Raw genomic sequence first — 14,543 nt, 5'->3', positions numbered from 1 at the left:
ATCACTCTTTGTAATTGTTGATGCGTTGTAAGTAGTAATTCCGGAAATCATTCCAATGGTAATACGGGGCTACATCTGTCTGCAAGGGCAGGGTGGCCTCGTTTTCGTTGAGCAGTACCTTGATAAGCACGTCTTTGTCGGCAGGGTTCTTGCGATAGAATACAATCTGCAGGTTGCCGGCCATCGGAATCATATGGTAGTCAACCCACCCCCGCCGTTCTAACTGTTCCAAGTCGGTTGTGTTAAGGTCATAGCCATTGACGCCCAGCAGACAGATTAATGGCAGGAGGGCGGTGTCGTGACCATAACGCAGGTTGGCACCAGGATGAGCTAATTGGATGCAGCTGTCTGCACGCTCTATGATATTGCTGAGCAGGAAACGCTGGGAGTATGGCATTTTTCCACCGTTGGTAGGGCAGAAACTCCAGCCAAGATACCATTCTGTGTTCTTTTTCTTCCAGTTCAGGTAGAGTTCTTCTTCTGTAAATATGTCGTAGAGTGTCAGCTTGTTGCTGATATCCGTATCTTGTAAGTCAGAAGCCAGTTGAAACAGGTTGCCTACAATGCGCTCCTTGTTGACGTGCTTGCTAATGAAAGCTGTGTCTGAGAAAAGGGATGTGATAAGTCTGTCTGCCGTAGGGTATTTCTGGCAGAAGGCATCATAATAGGCCTTGTTCTCCTCAGACAGGGACCTGGCCGTAAGTACCGTGTCAATATGAAACAAGTGGTGCATATCACGCAGGCTGGCATCCTGGTTGATGACGAGGTTAGGACGCATCGCCTTCAGTTGTGCCATCGCGTTACACATAGACAGGATGCTGCGTATGGATGTGGTGCTTCTGGCTGTGATGGTTACCTTACCATTAAAGACCTCTGGAAAGCGCTCTACCATGCGACGCATGATATCCATATGTTGCCGGGCACCAATTGCTGTCAGTTCGCCCATACGCTCATGGGCATCGGCTTCTATCATCATGATGCGCTTCATGACGTCGATACCTAATGGCGTCAGAGCTTTCTGCTCTTCTGCCTGCGCCATGATCTGCAGCAGGTTCTGGAATACCTCTGGCTTGGTGATGTTGCGCGAGCCGTGGCGACCATAGTGGCTGATGTAGAAAGGTTTCTTGCCCTTTGGTGCTGGTGTCAGTTTATGCTGTTTTGGCCCAGGATAGTTCAGAAAAGAACCACCTGAAAACCTGAAGTCGTTTTTGATATCCTGCTTAGGTGTCTGCGCTGTCATCATCATGCTCAGACAGGCTATCCATAGTATAGAAATAATACGTTTCATAGAATTCATGTCAAAATCGTGCGCCAAAGTTACAAAAAGATTCTGATAGAAGAGCGATATTTCAGATTTTTTTGTAATTTTGCGACAAAATATATGAGGACATGGCAAAGAGTACTGTTTGGCAAGATGACTATTGGCTGATGCTGATGCAGATTTATCTGCACAAGCCTGTTGGTGTGAAGCCACTGTATAGTCGTGAGATGATTGATTTGAGCGTGGAGTTGCACATCGCTCCGCAGATATTACGCTCGCGTATGCAACAGATAGCTACGCTTGAGACACCTCGTATAGAGCGTATATGGCGTACGTATGCGGATAATCCCCGGAAACTGGCACGTGCTGTGAAACTGTTGCGCGAGATGAAGGGCTTTGGCTCTGCCGGCGACTTCTTCCAGGGTGTAGAGATACAGGAAACCTTCGAGAAGGATTTCCGTCCGTTAGCAGAGGATGAACGTTTTACGCCTGTAATGCTCATCCTGATACTTGATCTTTATTTTTGCCTGTCTACAATCACAATGGTTGAGGAGACACCGGAAGTACAGGAGTTGGCCAAACTGCTGAAGCTGAAATCATCTGATATCGTGATGGTACTCGATGTCTTCCAGACATGTGATCCATATCTGAATCGTGAGGCATCGGTCGATTCTGCCCTGTTGCTTCCGTGTCAGCAGATATGGCAGCGTTATGGTAATATGGAACCGCATGTGCTGGCAGCTTATGCGGAGGAGTTGAAAGAGTACTTTAGGAGTTAAGAGTTAAGAATTAGGAGTTAAGAGTTCTTGGCGGAGCCAAGCGGCGAAGCCGAGCGAAGAATTAAGAGTTAAGGTGGCACAGAGTCAGATACAGGAACAGAAACAGGAACAACGGTTGCAGCAGGCCGTATCGCAGCAGCAGTTGTTACAGTCGCATCTTATCGAATTGCCTATCCAGCAGTTTGCTGAGCGCATAGAGACTGAGATGCACGATAATCCTGCACTGGAGAGTGATTCGGAGAATCCCGATTTACAGGAATATCCTGACTATCCGGACAGTCCTGAGGCAACTGACGACTTTGATGTCCAGCGTGAGCGTGAGGAGCGCAGTGATGCTCTTGATGCCGCCTTGGAGAATATTGGACGCGACGATGAAGACCTGCCTGTCTATCATGGAGGACAGTCATCGGTGGAAGAGCGCGAGGAGATGGTCTATGGACAGTCGGTATCTTTCTATGATGAGTTGCTGGAACAGGTGGGTGAAATGGAACTCTCTGATCAGGAACGTTATGTGATGGAATACCTTATCCGTTCCCTGGATGATGACGGTTTCCTCCGTACGCCTCTTGAGAATATAGCCGATGAACTGGCTATCTATCATAACATTGACTTGTCGACAGGGCAGTTGGAAACTGTGCTGAAGAAGTTACAGCGTTTGGATCCGCCAGGTATTGGTGCGCGTACATTACAGGAATGTCTGTTGCTACAAGTAAACCGCAGGGAGAAATCTGCGATAACTCTGTCGATGGAGAAGGTGCTGACCGACTATTTTGATGAGTTCACCAAAAAGCACTGGGAAAAGATTGCCCAGCAGATGACGATGGATGAGCTGCAGGCAGAGACAGTATTCCATGAATTACGAAGACTGAATCCGAAGCCTGGTGCGGCCATGGGCGAGACGATAGGACGCTCCATGCAGCAGATAACGCCCGATTTTGTGGTTGACACTCAGGATGATGGCACTGTGACCTTCTCACTGAATAATGGGGATGTGCCCCAGTTGCAAGTGTCACAATCGTTTGCTGACCTGCTCAAGGAGTATCAGTCTAACAAGGATGGCCTGAGTCGTCAGATGAAGGAGGCTCTCCTTTATACCAAACAGAAGGTTGATGCAGCTCAGAGTTTTATTGATGCAGTACAGGTTCGTCGTCGCACGTTGACCCTGACCATGAAGGCTATTATTCAATTGCAACACCGTTTCTTTGAGGAAGGTGACGAAGCCTTGCTGCGTCCAATGATACTGAAGGATGTGGCCGAGCGAACCGGGTTGGATCTGAGCACGGTATCGCGTGTGTCAAATTCCAAATACGTACAGACACGATGGGGTATCTTCCCCCTGAAATATTTCTTTAGTGACGGTTATGTCACAGAGAGTGGGGAAGAGTTGTCTACTCGCGAGATAAAAGCTACGTTGCGTGAGCTTATTGACGCAGAGGATAAGCGGAGACCCATGAGCGATGATGCTCTGAGTGAGGCATTAAAGGAGAAAGGTTATCCCATAGCCCGTCGTACGGTGGCAAAATATCGTGAGCAGTTGGGAATACCTATTGCAAGGTTGAGAAAGTGAAATAATCATGATAAGCAGAGAGAAAAGTATTATCTATACCGCCAGGGTCGTCAGTTTGATATTCACCCCGTTCTATTTGCCTCTTGTGGGTCTTGTCATCATGTTCCTGTTCAGCTACATGAACCTGCTTCCATGGGAGTATCGGCTGATGGTTTTGACACTGGTCTATTTCTTTACCATTTTATTGCCTACGTTTCTGATACATCTGTATCGACGGGTGCAGGGTTGGACACGAATGGAGCTGGGACACAAGCGTCGTCGTATCATACCTTATGTGTTGAGTATCGTGTGTTATCTGACATGTCTGTATGTATTGGAGTCACTGCATATCTATCATTTCGTTTCGAGTATTGTTATTGGTGCGCTGGTCGTTCAGGTGATGTGTGCCTTTATTAATATATGGTGGAAGATATCAACCCATACAGCTGCTATCGGTGGCGTGGCTGGAGCCTTGTTTGTCTTTGCCGACATCTTTGGTTTCAATCCCGTATGGTGGTTTTGCCTGGTTTTTGCCGTGGCTGGTGTGCTGGGGTCTGCGCGTATGATTCTGCGTCAGCATAGTCTGTCGCAGGTCGTAGGCGGTTTTGGTGTCGGTTTCGTTTGCGCCACCCTCGGTATTATCTTTTTGTAAGTATTGAAAAATATCATAATATGAAACCTATTGTCAGTATTATCATGGGCAGTACCAGTGATCTGCCCGTTATGGAAAAAGCCTGCAAGCTGCTTGATGAGATGCAGGTACCGTTTGAAGTGAATGCCCTCTCGGCTCATCGTACGCCTGATGCTGTGGAAGAGTTTGCCCGTACGGCAAAGGACCGCGGCCTGAAGGTGATTATTGCTGGTGCTGGTATGGCAGCAGCCTTGCCTGGGGTGATTGCTGCCAGTACTACACTGCCTGTAATTGGTGTGCCTATCAAGGGTATGCTCGATGGTCTTGATGCCATGCTTTCTATCATCCAGATGCCCCCAGGCATCCCTGTAGCTACCGTGGGCGTGAATGGAGCACAGAATGCTGCCATCCTTGCTGTTGAGATGCTGGCTTTGAGTGATGAGGCATTGGCGCAGCGTCTGAGTGACTATAAGAGTGGTCTGAAGACTAAGATTGAGAAGGCTAACAAGGAATTGGCTGAGGTGAAATATGAGTACAAGACGAATTAGTAGTGTGACCCACGTGGGTAAAGTTGCCATTGGTGGCGACAACCCCATCCGTGTCCAGTCAATGGCAACCACGGATACGAATGATACCGAGGGTAGTGTGGCCCAGGCGAAGCGTATCATTGATGCTGGTGGCGAACTGGTGCGTTTTACCACTCAGGGTATTCGTGAGGCTGAGAATATGAAGAATATCTCAGCACGTCTGAAGGCTGATGGTTATGATACTCCCCTCGTGGCTGACGTCCACTTTACAGCACATACGGCTGATGTGGCTGCACAGTATTGCGAGAAGGTACGTATCAATCCTGGTAACTATGTGGACCCAGGACGTACCTTTAAGCATCTGGAATATACCGATGAGGAGTATGCTGAGGAGCTGAAGAAGATCGATGCTAAGCTCGTACCTTTTATTAATATATGTAAGGAGCATCATACGGCTGTACGTATTGGCGTGAACCACGGTTCCCTGTCTGACCGTATCATGAGCCGCTATGGCGACACGCCCGAGGGTATCGTAGAGAGTTGTATGGAGTTCCTCCGTATTTTCCGTCGCGAGAACTTCAATGATGTGGTTATCAGTATCAAGGCTTCAAACACCGTGGTGATGGTAACAACGGTACGTCTCCTGGTGAAGACGATGGATGCGGAGGATATGCATTATCCCTTGCATCTGGGTGTGACCGAAGCCGGTGAGGGTGAAGACGGACGTATTAAGTCGGCCTTGGGTATTGGCGCTCTGCTCACTGAAGGTATTGGTGATACCATCCGTGTGTCACTTTCTGAAGAGCCTGAGTGTGAGATTCCTGTAGCCCGCAAACTGGTGGACCTTATTCCTGAATGTAGTCGCTTGCGTGCTGAGGCTGAGACCAGTATCAAGGATGATACGATTACGCTAAACCTTGATGCTCCTGATTGGGAAACCTTCCAGCTGAAAGCTGCAATGGCTGTGGGAGCTCTGCTCATTGACAGGAAGGCCACGAAGCTGGTGATAACCAGTTCTGCTGGTTATACCAGTCCTGACAGTCTGACGAGTCTTGCAGACAGCATTCTTCAGGCTGCTCGCATCAAATTTACCAAGACGGAGTATATCTCGTGCCCTGGTTGCGGACGTACGCTCTATAACCTGCAGGAAACGATTGCCAGGATTAAGGCGGCAACCAGTCACTTGGTTGGTCTGAAAATTGGTATCATGGGATGTATCGTCAATGGTCCTGGTGAGATGGCTGATGCCGACTATGGTTATGTAGGTGCTGGTCGCGGAAAGATTAGTCTGTATAAAGGCAAACAGTGTGTTGAGAAGAATATCCCCGAAGAGGAGGCTGTTGACCACCTGTTGTCGCTTATCCAGAATGATAGGAAATGAGACGCTCAAGCATAAAAAAGCACCGCTGTCCCTTTGTGGAATAGCGGTGCTTTATTCTTTTGTTGAAGGTGATTCTTAATCCTCGTTGTTAGCGATGATAGCCGAACGCTTCTCCTTGATGCGGGCTGCCTTACCAGTGAGTTTGCGCAGGTAGTACAGCTTAGCGCGGCGAACCTTACCAACCTTGTTCACTTCAATGCTGTCGATATTGGGCGACTCAATGGGGAAGATACGCTCAACACCTACGGTGCCAGACATTTTGCGAACAGTGAAACGCTTCTTCTCACCATGACCTACGATCTTGATCACTACGCCACGATAGAGCTGAATACGCTCCTTGGTACCCTCGATAATTTTGTAAGCGACAGTAACAGTATCACCAGCCTTGAAGGTGGGATGCTGCTTGCCGGTTGCAAATGCTTCTTCAGCAACTTTAATTAAATCCATTTTTCTTTTGATAATTAAATTTGTTGTATCGTTCCTACGCAACATAACAGGCAACTCTCCTATCTTCCTGCCAGCGATTACGCGGAAAGCGGGTGCAAAGGTACGATAATTAATTGATAACTGATAGTTGATAATTGATAATTGTGACTTTAATTAACTTTTTTTAGGATAAAAGTGGGCGCGTAAGTCGCAGAGAATGAAGGATTTTTCCTAATTTTGCACCAAATAAATCTAAGTATGAGAAAGTTTCTACTCTTTTTTGTTATAGTAACAACCATGTTATTCTCGGCTTGTGCATTCCATTATCAGGTGACTGGCGTGAGCCTTACAAGGATTTTGGTCGATACTGTTTATGATGCTCATCCCGACGAGACTGCAGTTGCTTTCCTGGCTCCTTATAAGCATCAGGTGGATTCTGTGATGGGACCTGTAGTAGGAATAGCGGCTTGTGATATGGCGGCTAATCGTCCGGAGGGTAATCTGTCAAACCTGCTTCCTGATATCTTTGTCTATATGGCGAAATACTATCAGGAGACACCAGATTTCTCTGTGTATAACATGGGCGGTATTCGTGCTGCTCTGACCAAGGGTGAAGTGACCTATGGTGATGTGCTGGATGTGGCTCCTTTTGAGAATAAGATCTGCTTTCTGACCTTGACGGGTGAGAAGGTGATGGAACTGTTTTCTCAGATAGCGAAACGTGGTGGCGAAGGTGTGAGCAGGGGTGTACAATTGGTGATTACCCGTGAAGGTGAACTCGTGTCGGCTCGCCTGCATGGCAAGGAGATAGATCCCCAGGCCGACTATCGTATAGCTACCATTGATTATCTGATACAGGGTAATGATGGTATGCCGGCTCTTGCAAGTGGCTTTAATCTGAATACTCCTAAGGACAAGAAGAATAATGCCCGTTTTATAATCCGCGACTACTTTCATGAGATGCTGATGAAGGGAGAAACGGTAGATGCTAAGGTTGAGGGGCGTATCGTGGTAAGATGAAGTGGAATATGAAACATGCTACTGCAATGAAGTATATGAAAAATGTATTGATTATTATAGTGTTGATGCTGGCTACGGTTGCCGGTGCGAAAGAACCTAAGAAGATTACCGTGCTTCATACCAGTGACACACATTCGTGTATTCTGCCTCTAAAGAGTAATCTGGAAGATAAGCGGATAGCGGGTCGTGGCGGTTTTGTGCGTCGTATCTCGATGCTTCAGCAGGAGCGCCTACAGAATCCAGATTTGCTGCTCTTTGATTGTGGCGACTTCTCGCAAGGCTCCAGCTATTATACGATGTTTAAAGGTGATGTGGAAGTGGGGCTGATGAATCAGATGCACTATGATGCTGTGACCATCGGCAACCATGAGTTTGACTTCGGCCTGGATAATATGGCGCGTCTTTTCAAGATGGCTAATTTTCCTGTTGTCTGCTCAAACTATGATTTCGGTGACACAGAACTGAAAGATATCGTGAAGCCTTACCTGGTTCTGAAGCGTAAGGGTGTGAAGATTGGCGTCTTTGCCCTCTGTCCTGAGATGAAGGGACTTGTCTCTCCCAAAAACTACGAACCTCTCCGTTTCCTGGATCCTATAGAAGTAACGGAAAAGATGGTTCCTTTCTTGCGGAATAAAAAGAAATGTGACGTTGTCATCTGTCTGTCTCACTTAGGTTGGGAAATCTCTGACTATACAGACAACCAGGTTATCCAGAATACCTCTGGTATAGATCTGGTTCTGGGTGGCCATACACATACCTATATGGAACGGCTCTCTTATGTAAAGGACAAGTCCGGACACATGGTGCCTGTAGACCATGAAGGAAAGAGTGGGGTCTATGTGGGCAAAATAGAGATAACGTTAGACAAGTAGAAGCCATGCTGTTTTCTACCTTGCACCAATAAACAGTTAGCCCCGCATCCATTTGCTGATTACAGCTTATTTTTCTCATAGAGTTATTGGTTAAAGTAATATTAAATGAGGTTACAAAAACAGAGCTTCATCTTGACATTTTTGAACTCAATGCTGCTGAAAGAAAAGCGGGTGAGTCAACAATTTGACTCACCCGCTTATGGGTTTATGAAGCTAATAGGATATTAGCCCAAGCTGATAGCCTCTGAAGGACAAACGCTAGCGCAAGTACCACACTCTGTGCAAGCATCAGCATCGATTACATACTTATCTGCACCCTCTGAGATAGCCTCTACGGGGCACTCACCCTGACATGTACCGCAAGAGATACAATCGTCACCAATTACATATGCCATAATGATATAAATTTAAATTGTTAATAATTTATTGTGATGCAAAGGTAACAACTTTTTTCTGTCCTACCAACTTTTTGGTATTTATTTTTCTAATTTATACATTATCGAAATAGATTCCGATATAATATCCTGCGTAATTTGCCGTTATTATTCATAGTAGATGAAAAGATTCACCATAACAGTTGTAATGGTTCTTGTAGCATTGGTGTCGTCGGCACAGATGCGCAAGGTGCAGAACAAGCCTTATATAGACTTGCGACCACTCCATTTTGGTATTAGTCTGGGGCTGAATCTGATGGACGCAGAATTTACCAATGTGGGAACACAGGTTCTGGAGGAAGGCATGACTCGTACGATTGCCTGCGATGTGGATAATTGGAACCCTGGCTTTAGTGTCGGTGTAGTGGGGGATATGCGTCTCAGCGATAACTTTAACCTTCGCGTATCACCTACGATGCATTTTGGCTCACGTCGTCTTACATTCCTGGATTTTGATAACCTGAATGATGCCGGACTGCCTGTTCACAGCACTCAGGATTTGAAGAGTTCCTATATGGCCGTACCTGTTGACTTAAAGTTCTCTGCCCCCCGATTCAATAACTATCGTCCTTATGTGGTGGCTGGAGTGAGTCCTATTATCAATCTTGCAGGAAAGGATCAGGAATATGTACGACTGAAACGTTTCGACAGCATGATTAACGTCGGCATGGGTTGTGATTTCTATCTCCGGTTTTTTAAGTTGATACCCGAGATAAAGTTTTGCTATGGCCTGACAAATGCGCTGGACAATAATCATGTCAATGACCTTGATGATGTGAATAAGCGGCCTTTTGCTACGAGTATCAACGATTGCCGTACGAAGATGTTCCTCTTTACATTATACTTCGAATAAAATAAATCCTCATACCCTATGCAGAGTATGAGGATTTATTTTGGTATTAACCTTCTTCTTTATTAGTTGGCAGCCTTAGCCAGGGCTTCTACCACTTTGCGGATTTCTGCATCCTCAGGCTGTAACTCCTGCAATTTCTTTGCATAGTCGTAGGCTATCTTGTGAGTCTTCTGCTTGACGTAGTAACGCATCAGGAAAGAGTAGGCATCGAAGAGACGGGCCTTGTCGGTGTCGTCGATGGTCTCGTGTGCGTTGATGAGCTCTGCCAGGCGTTCGAAATAGGGCTTTGCAAGACCCTTTGAGAGGTCACCGTCAATCTGGGCGTTGATACGTCCACGCTGCCACAGTGCATACTCCTCGGCATCAGCAAATTTCTCTGTAAGTGAAGCGTAGGTCTGATCGGCTGTCTTCAGGGCTTCTACCTTTGCTTCACCCTCGAGGGTACGTGCGTAGGCGTTCTGGAGAATACCCAGTCCAGCCCAGTCGGTAGCATCAGCATTGGCGTTAGCCTCCAGGAACTGCTTGTAGCTGTCAATAGCCTTGGGATAGTCCTTCATGCCCTTATAGGCATCAGAGATGCTCTTATAAAGGTCGGCGTGAAGTGTGTTGTCTTCTGCGGGCAGTGCCAGTGCCTCTTTGAACTTGGCAATAGCCTCCTCGAACTGGTTGTTGCCTGCGAGTGCATTACCATAGTTCTGGTAGTCGATATCCTTCAGTTTGACGCTATCCTTGTCAACTTTGGTGAACAGCACCTCAGCGTATTTGATGGCTTCGGGGAACTTCTTCATATCGTTATTGTTCATCAGGGCAAAACGGTTCAGTGTACCGTTCAGGGGCTCTTTAGCCAGACCAGCTTCTACAACACGCTGTGACTCCTCGAACTTTCTGCCGAGCTGCAGGGCACGCGCATAGTTGATGTAGTCGATACGCTCCATCTTGTCGAGGGGCACCTTGCTATAAGCCTCGATGGCGGTGCTATAACGCTGTACGTTGTAGTTGATATTACCAATCAGGGCATCTACGGGGTAGTCAGGACGCTCGTTGCGAAGCTCTTCAAGTTTCTGGGTAGCACCCTCCGGAGAGATGCGGCTATACACGATAGCATACTTACGGTAGGGCTCTGGATCCTTGGGATTGGCAAAGATAGCCTGCTCGTAGTTTGATGCAGCAGCACCACCATTATCCATCTTTGAAGCGATGTCGCCCAGCAGGATGTAAGCAGGAGCGAAACTGTATTTCTTAATGCTCAGTGCCTGATTGGCAAATACTGCAGCCTGAGCCGTGTCACCCTCCTCAAAGAGAGCACGACCAATGGCTACGAGATTGTCGGCATTCTTCTTGTTAGCCTTGATGAAGTTCTTCATCTGTTTCTCATAGTCGGCAGGCTTGTTCTTCACTAAGTTTCTTGCGGCCTCCACATCGGCAGGTGTGCCGTCCTGGGCCATTGTGCCAAGGCTGCATCCAAACAGCAGGGCACCCATCATAAAATATTTCATAGTTTTCATAATCATTCTCATTATAGTGTTAAACTTCTGTTGTTTATTTGATGTTTCTTTTCCATGTTGGTTTAATCAGTCTATAACGACGTCACGTACGGAGTAGTCGGCACGGGCAGGGAACAGTCCTGCGTTGAAGAAGATGAGCTGACCAGGGTTAGGCAGCCAGCAGAAGTTTGAAAAAGCACGAGGCACACCTGTTGAGCGTGGGTCAATGCAGATGGCATAGAGCGTGCGGATGAAGGGGTAATAGGCGTAGGCGATGTTGTACTGGTCTGGTGTATAACTATTAGCCCGCGTAGCCTCTGCAGCCTTACTGACGCGCATCACCTTAATGGTGCGGTTATAAATCAGATTGGTGGTGTCACGTTGGTCGTTCAGCCAGATGCTGCCCACCACACCAATGGCATTCTCGTGGTTCTCCACATACTCTACCACTTCAGCACTGGTCATAACTGCTTTCACGTTACCGTCTGTCTTTACCTTCTTGTCTTTCATGATAGAGTCGACAACGAAACGCAGGGTGCCTGACTTTGGATTATCGAAAGCGACTTTTATCTTGCCTAGTTTAGAGTCGGGGTTCAGTTCTTTCCATGTAGTAATCTCTCCGGCCATAATCTTGCGGAAATTCTCCACTGTCATTAATGAGTCCGGATTGGCCTTGTTTACAATGAGTGCCAATGCATCATAGGCCAAGGGTATGCAGCGTGGCTTATATTGTTGTTCTTTGAGGAAATTTTCTTCTTTGGGGGTGAGCGCTCTGGTTGTAAAGACGAGCAGAATCTCACGGTTCATCAGTTTCTCTATTGCCTCCTGCTCATTGATATAGAGTGGGTAGATAGAGTCACGTTTATTCTTCATATTGAAGATGTCCAGTTCCTCGTCAATGACGGGACTCAGACTTTCATCGGCAGCAAAGTAGCGGGCTTGCTCCTTGTATGCATTATCAGAAGGCTTGTCCCCACAAGAGGGGAACAAGCCTATTGAGAGTGCCAATCCAATAATAAAATTGTTGAATTGAGTTCGTTTCATGTTGAAAATGTGCTTACTGCAAACGGAAGGTTACAGGGAGTGTGAACTTCACACGTACGGCAGAACCGTTCTGCTTACCAGGATTCCACTTCGGCATTGACTTCACAACGCGAACGGCTTCCTTGTCGAGTGAGGGGTCAACAGATTTGATAATCTTGACATCGGTGATAGAACCGTCGCGCTCAACCACGAATGTGGTAACAACACGGCCCTGAATACCGTTCTCCTCAGCAATAACGGGGTACTTGATGTGGCTGTTCAGGTAAGCCATCAGGGCAGCATCACCGCCTTTGAACTGAGGCATCTGTTCTACAACATCGAAGACCTTTGTTTCTTCTACCTTTGGTGGAACCTCGTCCACAACCTTCTCATTTACCTTCAGAACGTGCTCAGCCTCGTTGCTACCCTGATCGTAGTCGATAGCACCGATTGCAACATCACTCTGGGCAACCTCATCCTGTGTCTTGGTAACCTGCTCGGGAGCATCGTCTTCCATTTCATAGGCGGTAAACTTCTCAGAGTTCATCACAGTCTCCTCAGCAACGAGCTGTTCCAATTCTTCAAGTTCGTAAACGATCTCTTCATCGTCCTTATCTTCCTCCAGCTCTTCCTCAATTGCCTCAAGAGCAACTTCGGTTTCGTGCTCTGCCTGAGCAGCTGCGATAGCATTCTGTGCTACGTTAACACCCAGGAATGCGATAACGATAAAGGCAAGACCGCCAACCAATGCCAACATGGCATAAAGGTTACGTCTGCTGGTGTCCTGACGAATAGTATAAGCACCATATGCCTCGTTTTTACCTTCGAATACGAGGTCAATCCATTTTTGGTCTAACAGATCTATCTTTGACATAGTTCTTTCGTTTTAATGGGTTATTGGAGTTTAATACCATTCTCTTCCAGAATTGGCATATCTTTTTCGTTAACCTTATCGATTACGTACTTACCGATACAACAAATCTGCATTTCGTCCAGTATTGTTACCAGGTTGTCATAATTAGAATTGTCCAGAGGCTTGATATTCACGGCCAGCGTGGGTACCATGTTTGTCTCTTCGTAATTCCTCATGTCCTTGTCAACCTTATCATACCTGGCCTTGTTCAGCTGACCATTTTCAACAATATCCACGTGACCTTTCTTAATCATAATCAAAGCACGGTTGTAGATAGAGTCGTTAGTCTCCTGCTGAGACTTTGGCAGTGTGTTGAACCAAGTGTCAAGCTGCTTCTTGGCATCCATCAGCACCTTGGTAGGAGCGTGACGGTGGTTGCGCAGTACTTCACGGATACCTTCCTTCCCCCATGTGGTCTCTTTCAGGTATTCGGGTTTACCGAAATCTTCCTTCTTGTCCACGATGTAGTAATAGAGCTTGTTGTCTGCAGCCAGATACAGTGTGATCGTGTTCTCTGTCTTTGACTTATCCTTATCCTCAGCGGTCATGTTATCATCCTTTGCAGGCATGGTAAGGTGCATGGCCTGAGGCTTCTGCAGTGAACCCACCAGCATGAAGAAGGTAATAAGAAGCATCATCATATCCACCATAGGCGTGAAGTCCACGCGGGTGGTCATTTTCTTCTGCTTGCTTTCTTTTTTCTTAGCCATATCTTATTCCTCCAATTTCTTAGCTTGTGTAACCAACTTGTAGCGGCTCTCATTGATGTCCTGCAATTCAGCGATGACCAATTTGACAGCACTGTAAGGAGTATCCTTGTCGGCCTTGATATTGATTTCGAGCTTAGCGCTTGAAACCTCGGTCTTCTCTGCGTCAGACAGATCGTTGTACCACTCTTTGTAGCCATTCTTCATAGCTTTTACCCAAAGCTGGAATTCACTCATCTTGTCTTCGCGATTCTGCAGACTATCGGTTGGAATACCTGTCACCTTCATCAGTTTGATCTGATCCTCGTGGCTCTTGCTCAGGAATTCGGGCATGCTCTTCACGGGAATACCAATCTGATTGAAGTTGATAATCTCTTGCTTCTGGTCTGGCGTGAGATTGGTCTCACGGTCCTTGAGCATCTGATCGAGTGCCTTCTGCATCGTCACCGTCTTGTCAGTGCTCATCAACACGCGGCCTTCGGGGTCGATCGTGATATCAAGAATGGCTGATGAAGATACCTTGGCCATGGTTGTAGAACCTGGCGTTATGACCTTCACCACCTCGTTCTTCGTGAAGTTTACTGACAACATAAAGAATGTCAGCAGCAGCACCATCACGTCCGACATAGGCGTCATGTCGATCCAGACATCGTTTTTCTTAATTTTTATCTTACCCATAGTAGTAA

The 14,543-nt window shown here is 46.8% G+C and carries 16 protein-coding genes; 8 read left to right on the top strand and 8 right to left on the bottom strand.

From position 1 onward, the window contains the following. Position 1: 1 nt before the first annotated feature. On the bottom strand, positions 2 to 1,288 hold the full coding sequence (locus tag L6468_RS13505; protein WP_176757042.1) for a histidine-type phosphatase: 1,287 nt from the start codon (positions 1,286 to 1,288) through the stop codon (positions 2 to 4). A gap of 101 nt (positions 1,289 to 1,389) precedes the next feature. Between L6468_RS13505 and L6468_RS13500 the strand changes: the two genes are divergently transcribed. The 5 genes from L6468_RS13500 to ispG all read left to right on the top strand — a co-directional run bounded on the left by L6468_RS13500 (position 1,390) and on the right by ispG (position 6,125). Continuing rightward, a complete protein-coding gene (locus L6468_RS13500; protein WP_091813679.1) occupies positions 1,390 to 2,040 on the top strand; it encodes a hypothetical protein in 651 nt (216 codons plus the stop codon). Positions 2,041 to 2,113: 73 nt separating this feature from the next. Beyond that, positions 2,114 to 3,607: an RNA polymerase factor sigma-54 gene (gene rpoN, locus L6468_RS13495; RefSeq protein ID WP_237793598.1), complete on the top strand. Its 1,494-nt coding sequence runs from the start codon at positions 2,114 to 2,116 to the stop codon at positions 3,605 to 3,607. Between the two features lie 7 nt (positions 3,608 to 3,614). Next, positions 3,615 to 4,238, top strand: a complete 624-nt coding sequence (locus tag L6468_RS13490) for a phosphatase PAP2 family protein (protein WP_091813684.1) — start codon at positions 3,615 to 3,617, stop codon at positions 4,236 to 4,238. Positions 4,239 to 4,258: 20 nt separating this feature from the next. Continuing rightward, positions 4,259 to 4,765, top strand: a complete 507-nt coding sequence (purE, locus tag L6468_RS13485) for a 5-(carboxyamino)imidazole ribonucleotide mutase (protein ID WP_091813687.1) — start codon at positions 4,259 to 4,261, stop codon at positions 4,763 to 4,765. Beyond that, entirely contained in the window at positions 4,746 to 6,125 is a 1,380-nt protein-coding gene (gene ispG / locus L6468_RS13480) for a (E)-4-hydroxy-3-methylbut-2-enyl-diphosphate synthase (protein WP_237793597.1), read from the top strand. Before purE ends, ispG begins: the two co-directional genes overlap by 20 nt. Positions 6,126 to 6,200: 75 nt before the next feature. Here the strand turns inward: ispG and rplS are convergent, their stop codons facing one another. After that, the gene (gene rplS, locus L6468_RS13475) at positions 6,201 to 6,572 is read right to left on the bottom strand and encodes a 50S ribosomal protein L19 (RefSeq protein ID WP_091813693.1); all 372 of its coding nucleotides are present in this window, start codon (positions 6,570 to 6,572) and stop codon (positions 6,201 to 6,203) included. A gap of 237 nt (positions 6,573 to 6,809) precedes the next feature. Between rplS and L6468_RS13470 the strand changes: the two genes are divergently transcribed. Both L6468_RS13470 and L6468_RS13465 read left to right on the top strand, forming a co-directional pair. Continuing rightward, a complete protein-coding gene (locus tag L6468_RS13470) occupies positions 6,810 to 7,571 on the top strand; it encodes a 5'-nucleotidase C-terminal domain-containing protein (protein WP_237793596.1) in 762 nt (253 codons plus the stop codon). 35 nt (positions 7,572 to 7,606) lie between these two features. After that, complete coding sequence (locus L6468_RS13465; protein ID WP_091814212.1) at positions 7,607 to 8,443, top strand: bifunctional metallophosphatase/5'-nucleotidase; 837 nt, start codon at positions 7,607 to 7,609, stop codon at positions 8,441 to 8,443. A 224-nt stretch (positions 8,444 to 8,667) separates the two neighbouring features. On the opposite strand, the gene fdxA is transcribed toward L6468_RS13465, so the two are convergent. Continuing rightward, positions 8,668 to 8,838 (bottom strand): 4Fe-4S ferredoxin, encoded by a 171-nt coding sequence (gene fdxA, locus L6468_RS13460; RefSeq protein WP_091813699.1) that lies wholly within the window; start codon positions 8,836 to 8,838, stop codon positions 8,668 to 8,670. Between the two features lie 160 nt (positions 8,839 to 8,998). On the opposite strand from fdxA, the gene porT reads away from it, so the two are divergent. Beyond that, entirely contained in the window at positions 8,999 to 9,730 is a 732-nt protein-coding gene (gene porT / locus L6468_RS13455; RefSeq protein WP_237793595.1) for a type IX secretion/gliding motility protein PorT/SprT, read from the top strand. A gap of 62 nt (positions 9,731 to 9,792) precedes the next feature. Here porT and L6468_RS13450 read toward each other — a convergent pair whose 3' ends face one another. From L6468_RS13450 to L6468_RS13430, 5 genes are all read right to left on the bottom strand, one after another. After that, positions 9,793 to 11,226 (bottom strand): tetratricopeptide repeat protein, encoded by a 1,434-nt coding sequence (locus tag L6468_RS13450; protein WP_237793594.1) that lies wholly within the window; start codon positions 11,224 to 11,226, stop codon positions 9,793 to 9,795. Between the two features lie 75 nt (positions 11,227 to 11,301). Next, the gene (locus L6468_RS13445; protein WP_091813705.1) at positions 11,302 to 12,258 is read right to left on the bottom strand and encodes a PstS family phosphate ABC transporter substrate-binding protein; all 957 of its coding nucleotides are present in this window, start codon (positions 12,256 to 12,258) and stop codon (positions 11,302 to 11,304) included. A gap of 13 nt (positions 12,259 to 12,271) precedes the next feature. Continuing rightward, the gene (locus tag L6468_RS13440) at positions 12,272 to 13,111 is read right to left on the bottom strand and encodes an energy transducer TonB (RefSeq protein WP_091813708.1); all 840 of its coding nucleotides are present in this window, start codon (positions 13,109 to 13,111) and stop codon (positions 12,272 to 12,274) included. 20 nt (positions 13,112 to 13,131) lie between these two features. Continuing rightward, positions 13,132 to 13,860 carry an ExbD/TolR family protein gene (locus L6468_RS13435; RefSeq protein ID WP_091813711.1) on the bottom strand — a complete coding sequence of 243 codons (729 nt, stop codon included), beginning with the start codon at positions 13,858 to 13,860 and terminating at the stop codon, positions 13,132 to 13,134. A gap of 3 nt (positions 13,861 to 13,863) precedes the next feature. Further along, positions 13,864 to 14,535 carry an ExbD/TolR family protein gene (locus tag L6468_RS13430; protein ID WP_091813714.1) on the bottom strand — a complete coding sequence of 224 codons (672 nt, stop codon included), beginning with the start codon at positions 14,533 to 14,535 and terminating at the stop codon, positions 13,864 to 13,866. Between the last annotated feature and the right edge of the window lie 8 nt (positions 14,536 to 14,543).

This window comes from Prevotella communis (genome assembly GCF_022024115.1).
Taxonomy (GTDB): Bacteria; Bacteroidota; Bacteroidia; order Bacteroidales; family Bacteroidaceae; genus Prevotella; species Prevotella communis.
This window is presented reverse-complemented; position numbering and strand designations above follow the sequence as displayed.

What these genes read in the sequence shown, in the direction of transcription:
- fdxA (WP_091813699.1), bottom strand. Translation starts at nt 8,838, where the DNA reads ATGGCATATGTAATTGGTGACGATTGTATCTCTTGCGGTACATGTCAG.
- L6468_RS13500 (WP_091813679.1), top strand. Translation starts at nt 1,390, where the DNA reads ATGGCAAAGAGTACTGTTTGGCAAGATGACTATTGGCTGATGCTGATG.
- L6468_RS13490 (WP_091813684.1), top strand. Translation starts at nt 3,615, where the DNA reads ATGATAAGCAGAGAGAAAAGTATTATCTATACCGCCAGGGTCGTCAGT.
- L6468_RS13505 (WP_176757042.1), bottom strand. Translation starts at nt 1,288, where the DNA reads ATGAAACGTATTATTTCTATACTATGGATAGCCTGTCTGAGCATGATG.
- rplS (WP_091813693.1), bottom strand. Translation starts at nt 6,572, where the DNA reads ATGGATTTAATTAAAGTTGCTGAAGAAGCATTTGCAACCGGCAAGCAG.
- ispG (WP_237793597.1), top strand. Translation starts at nt 4,746, where the DNA reads ATGAGTACAAGACGAATTAGTAGTGTGACCCACGTGGGTAAAGTTGCC.
- L6468_RS13465 (WP_091814212.1), top strand. Translation starts at nt 7,607, where the DNA reads ATGAAAAATGTATTGATTATTATAGTGTTGATGCTGGCTACGGTTGCC.
- L6468_RS13445 (WP_091813705.1), bottom strand. Translation starts at nt 12,258, where the DNA reads ATGAAACGAACTCAATTCAACAATTTTATTATTGGATTGGCACTCTCA.
- L6468_RS13430 (WP_091813714.1), bottom strand. Translation starts at nt 14,535, where the DNA reads ATGGGTAAGATAAAAATTAAGAAAAACGATGTCTGGATCGACATGACG.
- L6468_RS13435 (WP_091813711.1), bottom strand. Translation starts at nt 13,860, where the DNA reads ATGGCTAAGAAAAAAGAAAGCAAGCAGAAGAAAATGACCACCCGCGTG.
- L6468_RS13440 (WP_091813708.1), bottom strand. Translation starts at nt 13,111, where the DNA reads ATGTCAAAGATAGATCTGTTAGACCAAAAATGGATTGACCTCGTATTC.
- L6468_RS13470 (WP_237793596.1), top strand. Translation starts at nt 6,810, where the DNA reads ATGAGAAAGTTTCTACTCTTTTTTGTTATAGTAACAACCATGTTATTC.
- L6468_RS13450 (WP_237793594.1), bottom strand. Translation starts at nt 11,226, where the DNA reads ATGAAATATTTTATGATGGGTGCCCTGCTGTTTGGATGCAGCCTTGGC.
- porT (WP_237793595.1), top strand. Translation starts at nt 8,999, where the DNA reads ATGAAAAGATTCACCATAACAGTTGTAATGGTTCTTGTAGCATTGGTG.
- purE (WP_091813687.1), top strand. Translation starts at nt 4,259, where the DNA reads ATGAAACCTATTGTCAGTATTATCATGGGCAGTACCAGTGATCTGCCC.